The organism is Pseudomonas sp. S1_E05, assembly GCF_056337105.1.
The window spans coordinates 1917990-1932931 of record NZ_JBFRHM010000001.1 but is presented as its reverse complement, the minus strand read 5'-3'; the positions used below and the strand labels follow the sequence as shown (position 1 = coordinate 1932931).

Here is a 14942-nt window from a genome sequence, read left to right as displayed (position 1 = left end):
TCGACGGCCCCGCGCAGGGTTCATTCGCCGGCGCCGCACTTGCCTTCGCCGCATTTACCTTCAGCGGGTTTTTCGGTGCCGTCGGCCTGAACCTGGCTGTAGCCGTGGGCCAGCTGTTTCATGCTGAACGCCTCGGATTCGGAAGCCGATGCCACGTTGGCCAGGGCCAGGCCGCCAGCGACGATCAGGCCGAGGGTCAGGGAAGAGGTCGAGAGCTTGAACATGGTGATACTCCGTGCATTGAGTGAGTTGAGTGTCTGAGTTGGCTGAGCCAGTCGACAGGCGTATTTCATCAATGGGGTGTATCTGCGATGTGTCGCTGGGGGCGGGTTTTGTTGAGGGGTGTGTCGAGAACGGGGGTTTATACACTGGGATACACTCCACGGCAGGAGCTGGCTTGTCGAACCGTCGCGAAGGCCGTTAAACGATCACGCTGGGTGCCCGATGCCTCGCGGTGTTCTTGATTCCATCGCGAGCGTGCTCGCTCCTACCGGGAGTTTGCTATACATTTCCTGGCCGCCCACTGCATGGTGAAACCGTTTCATGTCTCTCGCGCTCGAACGTCTAGTCGCTGGTACGCCTATCCCTTTCGCTGGTAACCGCGTCACCGTGGTCAGCCCCGAACTGGCCTTGCGCTTTCAGCCCGGGGACCACCTGTTGGTGGAGCAGGTCACTGGCGAACTGTTGCTGATCCCCGTCGCGGACCAGAAGGCTGCGGCGGTGGCGATCGAGCGCGCGCAAGCGGCGTTCACGGCGATGTCGGCGGTGTCGGATGAGGCCATCAGCGAGTTCTTCGACCTGTTCGCCCAGCGCCTGGACGATCAGGATTGCTGGGACTTGATCGAGGCAGCCAACCTGGCCGATATCGAGTGGGCCAAGTCACGGGGGCGTTCGACCACGCGTCTGCTGGCCGATGAGCGCATGCGCCGGGACATGATCGCCGGCCTCAGGGCCTGGCGCGATGCACCTGCCACGCGCGGCAAGGTGATCAGTTGCGTCGAACACGAAGGCTGGAAAGTCGAGCAGGTGGTTTCACCGCTGGGCATTGTCGCGTTCGTCTTTGAAGGCAGGCCGAACGTTTTCGCCGACGCCGCGGGTGTGCTGCGCACTGGCAACACTGCGGTGCTGCGCATTGGCAGCGATGCCTTGGGCACGGCGCAAGCCATCGTCGCCCACGCCTTGAATCCTGCGTTGAGCGCCGCCGGTTTGCCGGTGGGGGCGGTGTCGCTGGTGGAAAGTGTCAACCACGCCGCCGGCTGGGCGATGTTCGCCGACCGGCGCCTGTCGCTGGCCGTGGCCCGGGGCTCGGGACGTGCAGTCAGCCAATTGGGCAGCATCGCCCAGCAGGCCGGCACCGCCGTGAGCCTCCACGGCACTGGCGGCGCCTGGTTGATCGCCGACCAGGACGCCGATGCCACGCGATTTGCCGCTGTGGTGCGCAACTCCCTGGATCGCAAGGTCTGCAACACCCTCAACGTTTGCCTGATTCACCGCGACCGCGCCGCCGAGCTGGTGCCGTTGTTCTTGCAGGCATTGAAAGCCGCCGGGGCGGCACGGGATGAAGGCTGCAAGTTGCACATTGTCGAGGGCAGTGAGTCTTGCCTGCCTTTTGAATGGCGACATGCAACGGTCGAGGTTTGCCGTGCGGAGGGCTACCAGGCCGAGGCCATGGCCGAGCCGCAGCCGGAGGATCAGTTGGGTCGCGAGTGGGAATGGGAAGAGACCCCGGAAGTCAGCCTGAAAATCGTCGACGACCTGGACAGCGCCATCGCCTTGTTCAATCACTACAGCCCCCAGTTCACCGTGTCGCTGATCAGTGAAACGCCTGAAGCGCACGAGCGTTTCTACAATGCGGTCAACGCGCCGTTTGTGGGCAACGGCATCACCCGTTGGGTCGACGGCCAGTACGCGCTGAACAAACCGGAGCTGGGTCTTTCGAACTGGGAGAGCGGCCGCCTGTTTGCCCGTAGCGCCATTCTCTCGGGCGATGGCGTGTTCACTGTCCGCAGTCGCATGACTCAGACCGATCTGTCGGTCAAGCGCTAGGCGAGGATCAGTCGTCGACTGACTGGCACGTCCCATTGGGTGCCTTGCCGGTCGATGACACCTCCACCGAGTCGTCATCGGCGATCACGATCGACAGGGTAATGCCCGATCCCTTGGCTTCGAAGCTGCGGTCGGTGAGCGCGCGTGTTTCGGCTTCCTTGCTGTTGATCAGCACCGGCCCGTCCTGATCGGCCTGGACGAGGAATTTGCCGGGGCATTCCACGGCGAAGGAGGGCACGCCCTGAACATTGTTGGCCTGGGCCGCACCTGCTCCCACCAGCAACAGCGCAGCGATCAGCTTGGTTCTCATTGCACATCTCCAATGGACGACATCGCGTGTGTTAACGATAGCTGCGTTTGGCGGTTGCACATGCTCACACATAACCCTGTAGGAGCGAGCATGCTCGCGATGGAGGTACGGACACCGCGGGGAGTCAGGAAGCCAGCGTTATCGTTGACGACCATCGCGACGGTTCGACGCCTCGACATGCTCGCTCCTACAAGGATTGAAAAACATAAAAAAGGCCCCACTCGAATTATCGAGCGGGGCCTTTTCAGTTAAGCGACTTAATTAATAAAACCGGTCAATCACCTGAACTTCGTTCTTGTTCTGCATCGAGTCCCAGGCCTGTTTGAGTGTTTGGAAAACACTGCTGATGAAGTCTTTGTCGGCCGCGGCTTTCTTGCCGACGTAACCCTGGCCGCGACGGTACATCTTCAGGCGCGCCACCAGGTTCTCGTGGTTCTGTTCAAACTCGGCTTCGTGGGCGTGGGGCGCCAGGCAGTCGATCTGAACCTGGCCCGATTTGCTGATCCACAGGATATGGCTGTCATGGCTGTCTTTTTGCGCAGCGAACATACGAGCCAATTCATCGATGGTTGGTTGATTGTTCAGGTTCATCATTAAAGCCCCCTTGACCATTTGGTGATCTTTTTCAAAGTTGATTCGCTAATACAGTTAGCCCATCGGTTAGTTGATCCCTGGCACCGAAACCAGGACGTCAGCAGTCGTCCGCCGAAATTGGCGGGGCCTGCGTCTGTTGCATGTAGTCGTGTTGAATAACTGCTACGCAATAGCGTCACAACGAGGAGAAGCAGCGATAACCTTCAGGCCACTACCGACGTTTCACGGTCGGCCACAAGCTTCATGAGGATTGATCGCCAGCGCTTCTCGTCCTTGTACTGGACGTTCGGGCCAGGTCAGCTTCTTCAATCTGCCTTGTGGGCAGCGTGTATCCGGGAAAAACAGCTCGGCGGTCAGACGAGCTTGCTCAAACATGTTGCCTTACTCCCGATCGGGGAGATGGCTGCATCATGCAAGGGCAAATCGAAGTCGTCAACGGTTTTGTAGTGATATTTTCAAGTCACTACATATTGTCTGACAAAGCTGTTTGGAATGAGAGGACGGAACTCACGGCAGGTTTGGCAGGGGCCGCGCATCAAGCCTTGCCCGCTGGTTTTGCCGCCCGTTTGCGGCCTGTCACCGGCTTGCCCTTGGCAGACTTGCGCTTGTTTTTCCACGGTGTGGCGCCGCGTCCGGCCGGGCTTGCCGGCCCGCTGATGGTCAGGTTCAGCCCGGCGCAGCGGGCGACCTGCTTGCTCATCCACGCGGCCTGCTTGGTGACGAACTCTTCGAGGCTCATTTCCCCGCTCTGCACCATGTCCAGCGCCTGTTCCCAGATGGCCGTGGTGCCGGGGTCGGCGATGGCGCGGGGCACCGCATCGATCAGGCTGAACGCGGCCGGTGTCGCGGCCAGGGCTTTGCCATGCTTGATCAGGTAACCCCGGTCGAGGAGGCCCTGGATAATCGAGGCGCGAGTGGCTTCGGTGCCGATGCCGGTGGTGTCCTTGAGCTTCTGTTTGAGCACAGGGTCCTCCACCAGTTTGGCGACGTTCTTCATCGCCTTGATCAAGTCGCCTTCGGTAAAGGGTTTGGGGGGTTGGGTCCACAGGTCCTTGAGCTTCACCTCGGCCACCGCACATTCGTCCCCTTCGCTGAGTCTGGGCAGGGTTTGTGGCACCGGCGCTTCGCGGCCCCTGGCCGGGGCGAGGGCTTCAGGCAGGGCGCGTTTCCAGCCCGGTTCGACGATCTGCTTGCCGACGGCGCGCAAGGCTTGGCCGGCGCAGTCGAAGTCGGCCTGGGTACGGTCGAATTCATGATCGGGCAGGAACTGCGCGAGGTAGCGTGCGCGGATCAGGGTATAAACCGCGCGCTGCTTGCCGGCGAGCCGTTCTAGATTTTTTGCCGCCGCGGTGGGAATGATGCCGTGGTGCGCGCTGACTTTTGCGTCGTTCCACGCCCGTGAGCGACGCGCAGGTTGCAGGTGCTCGTGCAACGCTTCGAGCGTCGAATCCGCCTGCCTCAACGCCGCCAGGATGCCTGGCGCCTCGCTGTGCTGGCTAAGCGGCAAGTAGCCGCAATCGCTGCGCGGGTAGGTGATGACCTTGTGGGTTTCGTACAGCGCCTGGGCGATGTCCAGGGTTTCCTGTGCGCCCAGGCCGAGCTTCTTCGAACACACTTCCTGCAACGTACCAAGATCGAATGGCAGCGGCGCCACTTCACGCAGGCGCTCGGTGCGCAGCCTGGTTACCCTGGCATTCGCAGCACTGGACAACGCCGTTGACGCCTGTTGCGCGATAGCCTGATTGAGGCAACGGTCCTGGTCGTCACAGGCGTGGGAGGGCGCACGCCACTGCGCGGTGAATGTGCTGCCCTCGTGCCGCAGCTGCACGTCGATGGCCCAGTAGGCAACGGGGACGAAATCAGCAATGCTGCGGTCGCGGTCCACAACCAGCCGCAGCGTCGGCGTTTGCACCCGGCCGACGGGCAACACCCCCTGATAACCGGACTGGCGTCCAAGCAGGGTGAACAAACGGCTCATGTTCATGCCGATCAGCCAGTCGGCCCGCGAACGGCCCAGCGCCGAGTGATACAGGCTGAACGTCTCGGCGCCTGGCTTTAACGCAGCCAGCGCCTTGCGGATCGAAGCATCATCCAGTGCCGACAGCCACAGGCGCTGGATCGGTCCACGATAACGGCAGTGCTCAACGAGTTCCCGGGCGATCATTTCGCCCTCACGGTCGGCGTCGGTGGCGATCACCAACTCATCAGCTTCGCCGAGCAGACGTCTGACGGCCTTGTACTGGCTGGCCGTACGCGGCTTGACGGTCATTTTCCATTTGTCCGGGATGATCGGCAGGTCGGCCAGCACCCAGCGCTTGTAGCGTGTGTCGTAGGCATCCGGCGCAGCGGTTTCCAGCAGGTGTCCGATGCACCAGGTGACCGTGACTCCCGTTCCCAGCCAGCACCCGTCGCCACGGCGCTTGGCGCCGAGCACGGCGGCAATGTCTTTGGCCTGGGAAGGTTTTTCACAGAGGTACAGCCGCATGACCACCAACGCTCATCAATAATTGCCGGAAGGTGCACAGAATGGCGGCTGATGAGCGACGGAGCAATCTTTATCTGTATGGATGTACAGTTTTGTGTGTCAGGCGAGGCCGTATTCTGCGTGCCATCGACGAGAGCGGACGCCAGCCTCCGTTCGGCTGCGAAGCCGTCGTAATGGTTAAATGTGGGTTATACCTGACAGGGTGTCGTCTCGATTTTCAGGTTCACTTCGTGCCGAGGAATGCATTACATGAAGAGCTCAGGTCCCAGTCCTGTCATTACCATCGCCGAGCAGCCGGGCTGCGTGATGGTGAAGTTTCACGGTGTCGAAGTGGCGGCGTCCACCCGGGCGCTGGTGTTGCTGGAAGCCAACTATCCGCCGGTGTATTACCTGCCACGGGATGACATTGAGGATGAGTATTACGTGCGTACCGACCACACCAGTTACTGCCCGTACAAGGGCGATGCGAGCTATTTCAGCCTGAAGGTCGAGGGGCACGAGGCGCAAAATGCGGTGTGGAGCTACGAAGAGCCCAAGGTGTCGGTGGCGCAGATCAAGAACTATGTGGCGTTCTATCCGGACAAGGTCACCTTCGAGCTGCTTCCGGACGTTGGTTGAGCGAGGCGCCCTGCGCTGGCAGGGCGCGAGTATCAATCCTTGAGTTCGCGCGCCGCTTGCACCAGCGTCGTGGAATCGATCTGGTCAATCGAGGTGACGCCCGTCAGCGTCATCGCCACGCGCATTTCCCTGGCGAAGATGTCGAGCATGTTTTCAACCCCACGCTGGCCATCGGCAGCCAGTGCATAGGCCATGGATCGACCCAGCAGGACGCCTTTGGCACCCAGGGCGAGCATGCGCACCACGTCGAGCCCCGAGCGGATGCCAGAATCGACCAGCACCGTCAGTTCGTCGCCAATTGCTTGCTTGATCGGTGGCAAGGCCTTGGTGGTGGACAGCACGCCATCGAGTTGTCGGCCACCGTGGTTGGACACGACAATCCCGTCCGCACCAAAACTCACGGCGTCCCGGGCATCCTGGGGGTCGAGGATGCCCTTGATGATCATTGGCCCCTGCCAGAAATCCCGAATCCATTCCAGGTCGCTCCAGCTGATTGACGGGTCGAAGTTGTTGGCGAGCCAACCCATGTAGTCTTCCAGGGTGACGGCTTTGCCCAGATACCTCGAAATATTGCCCAGGTCGTGGGGGCGGCCCATGACGCCGACGTTGAAGGCCCAGTCGGGGCGAGTGATGGCCTGAAGGATCCGGCGCGAGGAGGCAAACGGCCCGGACATGCCTGAGTGGGCATCCCGGTACCGTGCGCCGGGCGTTGGCATGTCCACGGTGAATACCAGGTTTTTTATCCCTGCGGCCTTGGCCCGTTCCAGGGCGTTGCGCATGAAACCGCGGTCCTTCAGCACATACAGCTGGAACCAGATGGTTTGCTCGGTCTGGCTCGTGACTTCTTCGATGGAGCACACCGAGACCGTCGACAGGCACAGCGGGATGCCTTTGTTTTGGGCGGCCTTGACTGCCTGAACTTCACCGCGGCGGGCGAACATGCCGGTCAACCCGACTGGTGCGAGGACGATGGGCATTGCCAGCGGCTGGTCGAACAGAGTGGTTTCCAGGCTCAGGGATTCGACGTTTTTGAGGATGCGCTGGCGCAGGCTGATGCCTGAGAGGTCGGCGCTGTTAGCCCTCAGCGTATGCTCGGCGTAGGCGCCACCATCGATGTAGTCGAACAGGAAACGGGGAAGTTTGCGGCGTGCGGCCTCGCGATAGTCGGATGCGGAGGAAATGATCATGGGGCCTCGTTCGGGCAGGTGGCGGGGCGATGGTGCAAGAGTAGCGAAAGCGAAAGGTTTTGTGGGCACGATCAAGACTATTGTGGGAGCGGGCTTGCTCGCAATAGCGGTGTGCCAGTGACCGTTGATGTATCTGACACACCGCTATTGCGAGCAAGCCCGCTCCCACAGGGGGGAGGGGCTGCGGGCTAAATCAGTTGTTGTTCAAATCCACCTGCTTGGTCTCACGCAGACAGATCATCCCCACCACCAGGCTCACCGCCGTGATCAGCACCGGGTACCAGAGACCATAGAAAATATCGCCGGTGTACACCACCAGCGCAAACGACACCGTCGGCAGGAAACCACCGAACCAGCCATTGCCGATGTGATACGGCAGGGACATCGAGGTATAGCGGATGCGCGTGGGGAACAGCTCCACCATCAGGGCGGCCAGGGGACCGTAGCACATGGCCGAGATGATGATCAGCGCGACGATCAGCGCCACGATCATGGTCTTGTTGATCGACTGGGTGTCGGCCTGTGATGGATAGCCGGCCAGCGTCACGGCGCCACGCAGGGCCGCTTCGTCATAACCTTCGATCTTCACGTCGCCGATGCTGATCTGCACATTGCTGCCGGCGGGTGCGGCTTCGCTGCTGTAGGGCAGGCCCTGTTTGACCAGGAAAGTCTTGACCTTGTCGCAAGGGCTGTCGAATTTGGCCTTGCCCACCGGGTCGAACTGGAAGGTGCAGGTGGCCGGGTCGGCGTGCACCGTGATCGGCGCCTGGCGGCTGGCCAGGTCGATGGCCGGGTTGGCATAGTGGGCCAGGGTCTTGAAGATGGGGAAGTACAGCACCGTGGCCAGCAGCAGGCCGAGCATCAGCACCGGTTTGCGCCCGACCTTGTCCGACAGCCAGCCGAAGAAGATGAAGAACGGCGCGCCGATGGTCACGCTGATGATCAGCAGTGTGTTGGCCACCGCAGGGTCCATTTTCAGGAACTGGGTGAGAAAGAACAGCACATAGAATTGCGCGGCGTAGAAGGTCACGGCCTGCCCGGCGTTGATGCTGAACAAGGCGATCAGCACGACCTTGAGGTTTTCCCATTTGCCGAACGAGTCACGCAGCGGCGACTTGCACAGCTTGCCTTCTTCTTTCATTTTCACGAACGCGGGGGATTCGTGCAGGCTCAGGCGGATCCAGGTGGAGATGCCCAGCAGCACGATGGAAAACAGGAACGGAATGCGCCAGCCCCAGACTTCGAATTGATCACCGGTGAAATAGCGGCAGCCGAGCACCACCAGCAACGACAGCAGCAGCCCCAGCGTGGCCGTGGACTGAATCCAGCTGGTGTGGAAACCGCGCTTGTCGATGGGGGCATGTTCGGCGACGTAAGTCGCGGCGCCGCCGTATTCGCCACCCAGGGCCAAGCCCTGGAGCATGCGCAGCACCACAAGGATGATCGGTGCGGCAATGCCGATGCTGGCGTAGGTCGGCAACAGGCCGACGCAAAACGTCGCCACGCCCATCAGGACAATGGTAGCGAGAAATGTGTATTTACGCCCGATCATGTCCCCCAACCGGCCGAACACCAATGCACCAAACGGCCGCACGATGAAACCGGCAGCGAAGGCCATCAGGGCGAAAATGAATGCGGTGGTGTCGTTCACCCCTGCGAAAAACTGCTTGCTGATCACTGCCGCGAGGGCGCCGTAGAGGAAGAAGTCATACCACTCGAACACCGTCCCGAGCGATGAGGCAAAGATGACTTTGCGGGTGTCGCGGCCAATGTCGGCGCTGCGCGTGATGTTGAGTGGCTGAACATGTTCTGACATATCGGTTCCCTCACAGTGATTGTTTTTGTTGTTCCACTGTCGGCACCTGCCTTGTGGGCGGGTGCCGCTTCCTGTCGCACACATCTCCTACAGAGTTTGGATTATCAATTCGTGTCGCTGCCTCAAGGATCATCTGCGCCGCCTTCTCGGCAATCATCAGCGTCGGCGTGCAGGTATTGCCCGAGGTGATGCGCGGCATGATCGACGCGTCGGCCACCCGCAAACCGGGAATGCCGTGGACCTTGAGTTGCGCATCGACCACTGCGTCCGCACCGTTGCCCATCCGGCACGTGCCGACCGGATGGAAGATGGTCGTGCCGATGCGTCCGGCAGCCTCGTGCAACTGTTCTTCACTCTGCAAACTCTGGCCAGGCAGGTACTCCACTGGCTTGAACGCTTGCAACGCCGGCGCTGAGACGATGCGCCGGGTCAGGCGAATCGCGTCGGCCGCCACGCGCAGGTCCTGGGGGTGACTCAGGTAGTTCGGCTGAATCAACGGCGCCTGCTGTGGGTCGGTCGAGCGGATGTCGACGCGACCACGACTCTGTGGGCGCAAGTCGCAGACTGATGCGGTGAAGGCGGGGAAGGGGTGCAACGGCTCGCCAAAGCGCTCCAGCGACAGCGGTTGCACATGGTATTCAAGGTTGGCCGAGGTCTGTTCCGGCCCCGATCGGGCAAACGCACCGAGCTGGCTTGGGGCCATCGACAGCGGCCCGCTGCGGTCATACAGGTAGCGCAGGCCCATGCCCATCTTGCCCCACACGCTGGCGGCAATCTGGTTGAGGGTACGGGCGTTTTCCAGTTTGTAGATCAGTCGCAATTGCAGGTGATCCTGCAGGTTGCCGCCGACCCCCGCAAGCTCATGGACGACACCGATGCCGATTGTTTCCAGAAGGGGACGAGGGCCGATGCCGGAGCGTTGCAGGATACCGGGGGAGCCGACAGCACCCGCACACAGAATGATTTCCCGCCGTGCCTTGAAGCTTTTTGCCTGGCCTTGCCAACGGGCGGTGACGGCCGAGGCGCGTCCGTTTTCCAACAGCACGCGATCCACTTCGACTTCGGTCAGTACGATGAGGTTGGGGCGTTGGCGGATCGGCTTGAGAAACGCCTTGGCCGCGTTCCAGCGAACGCCGCCTTTCTGATTGACCTGGAAGTAACCGCAACCTTCATTGTCGCCCTGGTTGAAGTCATCGACGCTGGCGATGCCGCTTTGCTCGGCAGCGTTGCGAAAGGCATCGAGAATCGGCCATGACAGGCGCTGGCGCTCGACGCGCCACTCACCGCTGGCACCGTGGGCTATCGAATCGCCCGCAAAATGGTTTTCACTTTTCCTGAACAGCGGCAATACGTCGTTCCAGGCCCAGCCAGGGTTGCCATCGGCCGCCCAGCCATCGTAGTCGCCGCTCTGGCCACGCATGTAGATCATGCCGTTGATTGACGAGCAGCCACCGAGCACCTTGCCTCGGGGGTAACTGAGTGCCCGTCCTTGCAGGCCCGGCTGCGCCTCGGTCTTGAAGCACCAGTCGGTGCGCGGATTGCCGATGCAGAACAGGTAACCGACGGGAATGTGAATCCACGGGTAGTTGTCGCGGCCACCGGCCTCCAGCAACAGCACGCGATGTTGCGGGTTCGCCGACAGGCGATTGGCCAACAAACAACCGGCCGGCCCGGCCCCGACCACGATGTAGTCGAACTCATCAAGGGAAGTCTGCATCCCTGACCTCTATTTTTGTTCTTGTTGTCGGTCATCCTAGTTGTTAGCTTTCGACAAAAGAATGTTAGTTTTTGCGCAGCTGCTGTGCGTTTTTAAACAGCCAGTTCTCGGGGACGGTTCATGTTCGACTGGAATGACCTGCGGTTTTTTCTCGAATTGCAGCGCAGCGGGCGTTTGCTGACGGCGGCGCGTCGCCTGCACACCACCCATGCCACCGTGGCCCGGCACATCGAGGCCATCGAGAAGAGCCTGGGCGCGGCGCTGTTCGTCCAGCACGCCCAGGGTTACGAGCTGACACCGGCCGGCGAGGCGCTGCTAAAGCACGCCGAAGCCATGGAAAACGTCGCGTTATTGGCCCAGGAAGAGATCAGCCAATCCACGGCGCCATTGGGCAAGATACGCGTCGGTGTGACCGAAGGCCTGGGCATCATGTTCCTGACCAGTCGCATGAACGGGCTGTTCGAACGTTACCCTGGCCTGGAAGTGGAGTTGGTTGCGGTGCCGCGCTTCGTCAGCATTCTCAACCGCGAAGCGGAAATCAGCATTCACCTGGAACGGCCATCGGCGGACATGCTGGTCACGCGCAAACTCACCGATTACCGCCTGGCGTTATACGCAAGCCAGGCCTATCTCGACCGGGCGCCGCCGCTGCACAGCCGCGAAGACCTCAGCCGGCATGCCTGGATCGGCTACGTGGATGATTTGTTGTTCAGCCAGGAACTGATGTTGCTCAACAGTTTCTGCCGCAACCCGCAGGTGGTCTTCCACAGCACCAGCGTCATTGCCCAGCAACAGGCGGCACGCGCGGGTCTGGGCATCGCGGTGCTGCCCTGCTACATGGCCAGCGACGATCCGCAGTTGGTGCCGTTGTTCCCGGAGGAAAGCATCCAGCGCAGCTATTGGATCAGCACTCGTCGCGAACTGCACAAATCCGTGCGGCTGCGGGTGATGTGGGATTACATCGTGCAGATGTGCGAGCGTGAGCAGGGTCTGCTGCTACCCCTGTAGGAGCGAGCACGCTCGCGATGGTCGTTAACGATAACGCTGGAAGCCTGAAACCCCGCGGTGGCCGCACCACCATCGCGAGCATGCTCGCTCCTACAGAGGTCACGGGTTCAGGGCAAAATATCGAAATGGGTGCTCGCCAACCGCTCCCCATTCACCAGCACATGCACCGCGTGCCGGCCAGCATAGTGCCGGCGGGTGGTCAGTTCCTTGATGGATTGACTGCGACTGACAAACTCGTTGGCGCCCACCGGCAGGGTCAGCGTCTTGAGCTTGAACACCTTGGCCGACGTGCTGCCGTTGGCTTTCACGTAGTCGATGGCGTAGTCGATCACCAGGCGCTGGCTGCTCTCTACCTTGGACCTGACCGTGAACGACAGGGTGATTTTCTCCCCGAGTGTTATCACCGCCGGTTCGACCTTGACCCCGATAATCTCGACCTCGGCCTTGCCCGTGGCACCGATGATCGCCAACGCTCGCGGGTTGCCTTGCTTGATCAGGCTGCGCAAGGCATGTTTGGCGATCCAGGCTGTGTGTTTGTTGTCCAGTGACCAGCCTTCGATGATGTCCAGCACCCAGTCGGGATGGTCCTTGGTGATGTCGTTGAGGTGGTTGGCCACGGATTTGCGCACGTACAGGCTGTCGTCGGCCTTGAGGTTGTCGAGGATCGCGGCGGCCAGGCGCGGGTCGGCCTGAATCCGCTCCAGGCGAAACGACCAGGGCAGGCGCGGCCGGCTGCCTTCACTGGCCAGGCGGCGAACGTGTTCGTTGTCGTCCAGTGACCAGTCGTGCATCACGGCCAGGGTGCGCTCGAAATCGTTGCGCAGGAAATGGCGTATGGCGAACTCGGCGGAGCCGAAGGTCGTGAAATACTTCAGCGCCTCCATGGATTGCTCGAGGGCATGGCTACCGTAGGTGGCGACGTAATGCGGCAGCGAAACGCTGACGAAGCCGCTGTTGAGGCGTGGGGCGAGGGCGCGCAGTACGTCGAGCGAGTCTTCGTAACTCATTGGCAGCGTGGCGTACAGGCACTCGCTGACCCGGGCCATGCGCTGCATGATGGACAACTCGGCCAAGCCTTCGTTGGCCATTTTCAGGAAAGCCGCAGCGTTGAAATCGGGGTAAACCGCGCTCATCTCGGTGGCGATGTGCTGGAGGCGCTCGGCGTTGAAGATTTCCTTGAGGGCTTGGGCGGGTTGGTCGGTTGCCATTATTGGTTCCTTGTATTCAGGTGGACCGCGTTATCGTTCATCGTCGGAACGCCCCCGGAGCAAGCCCGCTCCCACATTGGATATGCGAACACCGGGCCATTGTGGGAGCGGGCTTGCCCGCGATGGGGCCCTGAAGCTCACCTCAACTCTTGCCAGCCTGCTCCTCAAGCTGATCCGACTCAAACAACTTGGCCAGTTCAGCCCGGGCTTCCTGCGCCGTCTGCAACACCTTCGCTGCATCGTCATACACCGCGTGCTGCGCTTCCAGCACTTGCTCGTCATGATGCTTGAAGCGCTTGATGCGCGCATCCGCCTGAGCTTGCGTCAGTCCCAGCCCGACCAATGTGCGCCGGCTCATCTCCAGGCTTGAATAGTAGGTCTCGCGGATCGCCTCGGCACCCAGGTCCACCAGGCGGTGCACGTGCTGGCGGTTACGGGCGCGGGCGATGATCTTGATGTGCGGGTACAGGCGATGGACCACCTCGGCGGTCTTGATGTTGGTGTCCGGGTCGTCCGTCGCGATGATGAAGTACTCCGCCTGCTCGACCTTGGCGGCGCTGAGGATTTCCGGGCGCATCGGGTCGCCATAAAACACCGGTACACCACCGAAGCTGCGTGACAGCTCGATGGTTTCCACCGACGTGTCGAGGGCGACGAACTTGATGTTCTGCGCGCGCAGGATACGAGCGATGATCTGACCCATGCGCCCCATGCCGGCGATAACCACGCGTGGCTCGTCGGTGTCGATTTCGCGGAATTTTTCCGGCACCACCACCGGTTGCACTTTCGGGCTGACCAGCCTTGCGCAGACCAGCAGCAACAGCGGGGTCAAGGCCATGGACAGAGTAATGGTCAGCACCAGCAGGTCGTACAGGCGCGGCTCGAACAGGCCTTGATCGCGACCGATCTTGAACACCACGAAGGCGAATTCACCGCCCGCCGCCAGCACGATACCCAGGCGAATCGCGCTGACCTTGCCCAAGCCCCCGGCCAATCGACCGACCACGAACAACAACGGCAGCTTGATCGCAATCAGCAGCAGGGTCAGGCCCAGCACGGTGATCGGCGCGCTGAGCAGCAAACTGAGGTTGGCGCCCATACCGACGCTGATGAAAAACAGACCCAGCAGCAAGCCCTTGAACGGTTCGATCTGCGCTTCCAGTTCGTGGCGATACTCCGAGTCGGCCAGCAACAGGCCGGCCAGGAAGGCGCCCAATGCCATCGACACACCGACCATGTCCATAAGCCATGCGGTGCCAATCACCACTAACAGAGCCGTGGCGGTGGACACCTCCCGCAAACCGGTGCGAGCCACAACGCGAAACACCGGACGAAGCAGGTAGCGACCACCGATCACCACCACGGCGATGCTGCCGAGCACTTGCAGGGCGTGGTTCAGGCCCTGTGCGCCGCTGGTGGTGTGATCGGTGCCCGCCAGTAATGGCACCATGGCAATCAATGGGATCGCGGCGATGTCCTGGAAAAGCAGGATCGCAAACGCCAGCCGGCCATGGGGGCTGGTCAGTTCCTTGCGCTCGGCCAGGCTTTGCAGGCCGAAAGCGGTGGACGACAGGGCCAGACCCAACCCGAGCACGATGGCACTGTTCAACGGCTGACCGAACAGGAACAGCGCGACCACACCGACGACTGAACCGGTCAGCAACACCTGCGCCAGGCCTACGCCAAATACGGATTTGCGCATCACCCATAAACGCCTTGGCGACAACTCCAGGCCAATGATGAACAGCAACAACACCACCCCGAGTTCGGAAATATGGCTGACGCTCTGCGGGTTGCCGATCAGGCCCAACACCGATGGGCCGATGATCACCCCGGCAAACAGATAGCCCAGCACCGCCCCCAGTTGCAGGCGCTTGGCGAGGGGAACGGTGAGCACCGCCGCGAACAGGAATACGACAGCGGCTTGTAGCAGGTTGCCTTCATGGGGCATTG

Annotated in this window: 12 protein-coding genes; 3 read left to right on the top strand and 9 right to left on the bottom strand. The window is 61.3% G+C overall.

All coding sequences use genetic code 11. From position 1 onward, the window contains the following. Window positions 1-20: 20 nt before the first annotated feature. The gene (locus tag AB4N33_RS08790; RefSeq protein ID WP_460125720.1) at window positions 21-224 is read right to left on the bottom strand and encodes an HvfA family oxazolone/thioamide-modified RiPP metallophore; all 204 of its coding nucleotides are present in this window, start codon (window positions 222-224) and stop codon (window positions 21-23) included. Between the two features lie 319 nt (window positions 225-543). On the opposite strand from AB4N33_RS08790, the gene AB4N33_RS08785 reads away from it, so the two are divergent. Then, window positions 544-2046, top strand: coding sequence for an aldehyde dehydrogenase family protein (locus AB4N33_RS08785; protein ID WP_476457019.1), 1503 nt, complete (start codon window positions 544-546; stop codon window positions 2044-2046). A gap of 7 nt (window positions 2047-2053) precedes the next feature. On the opposite strand, the gene AB4N33_RS08780 is transcribed toward AB4N33_RS08785, so the two are convergent. The 3 genes from AB4N33_RS08780 to AB4N33_RS08770 form a co-directional block, all read right to left on the bottom strand. Then, window positions 2054-2356, bottom strand: coding sequence for a hypothetical protein (locus AB4N33_RS08780; RefSeq protein ID WP_460125717.1), 303 nt, complete (start codon window positions 2354-2356; stop codon window positions 2054-2056). A 261-nt stretch (window positions 2357-2617) separates the two neighbouring features. Continuing rightward, window positions 2618-2947, bottom strand: coding sequence for a hypothetical protein (locus AB4N33_RS08775; RefSeq protein ID WP_476458799.1), 330 nt, complete (start codon window positions 2945-2947; stop codon window positions 2618-2620). Between the two features lie 538 nt (window positions 2948-3485). Then, window positions 3486-5435 (bottom strand): DNA topoisomerase III, encoded by a 1950-nt coding sequence (locus AB4N33_RS08770; protein ID WP_476457018.1) that lies wholly within the window; start codon window positions 5433-5435, stop codon window positions 3486-3488. 249 nt (window positions 5436-5684) lie between these two features. On the opposite strand from AB4N33_RS08770, the gene AB4N33_RS08765 reads away from it, so the two are divergent. Next, window positions 5685-6053 (top strand): DUF427 domain-containing protein, encoded by a 369-nt coding sequence (locus AB4N33_RS08765; protein WP_476457017.1) that lies wholly within the window; start codon window positions 5685-5687, stop codon window positions 6051-6053. Between the two features lie 32 nt (window positions 6054-6085). On the opposite strand, the gene lldD is transcribed toward AB4N33_RS08765, so the two are convergent. The 3 genes from lldD to AB4N33_RS08750 all read right to left on the bottom strand — a co-directional run bounded on the left by lldD (window position 6086) and on the right by AB4N33_RS08750 (window position 10773). Then, entirely contained in the window at window positions 6086-7240 is a 1155-nt protein-coding gene (lldD, locus tag AB4N33_RS08760; RefSeq protein ID WP_476457016.1) for an FMN-dependent L-lactate dehydrogenase LldD, read from the bottom strand. A gap of 193 nt (window positions 7241-7433) precedes the next feature. Then, window positions 7434-9056 (bottom strand): MFS transporter, encoded by a 1623-nt coding sequence (locus AB4N33_RS08755; protein ID WP_460125707.1) that lies wholly within the window; start codon window positions 9054-9056, stop codon window positions 7434-7436. 10 nt (window positions 9057-9066) lie between these two features. Then, entirely contained in the window at window positions 9067-10773 is a 1707-nt protein-coding gene (locus AB4N33_RS08750; RefSeq protein ID WP_476457015.1) for a GMC family oxidoreductase, read from the bottom strand. 120 nt (window positions 10774-10893) lie between these two features. Here AB4N33_RS08750 and AB4N33_RS08745 point away from each other — a divergent pair, with 120 nt between their 5' ends. Continuing rightward, window positions 10894-11781 (top strand): LysR family transcriptional regulator, encoded by an 888-nt coding sequence (locus tag AB4N33_RS08745; protein WP_476457014.1) that lies wholly within the window; start codon window positions 10894-10896, stop codon window positions 11779-11781. Window positions 11782-11888: 107 nt separating this feature from the next. On the opposite strand, the gene AB4N33_RS08740 is transcribed toward AB4N33_RS08745, so the two are convergent. Together AB4N33_RS08740 and AB4N33_RS08735 are read right to left on the bottom strand one after the other, a co-directional pair. Then, window positions 11889-12989, bottom strand: coding sequence for a DNA alkylation repair protein (locus tag AB4N33_RS08740; protein WP_476457013.1), 1101 nt, complete (start codon window positions 12987-12989; stop codon window positions 11889-11891). Between the two features lie 142 nt (window positions 12990-13131). After that, entirely contained in the window at window positions 13132-14940 is a 1809-nt protein-coding gene (locus AB4N33_RS08735; RefSeq protein WP_476457012.1) for a monovalent cation:proton antiporter-2 (CPA2) family protein, read from the bottom strand. Window positions 14941-14942: the final 2 nt, after the last annotated feature.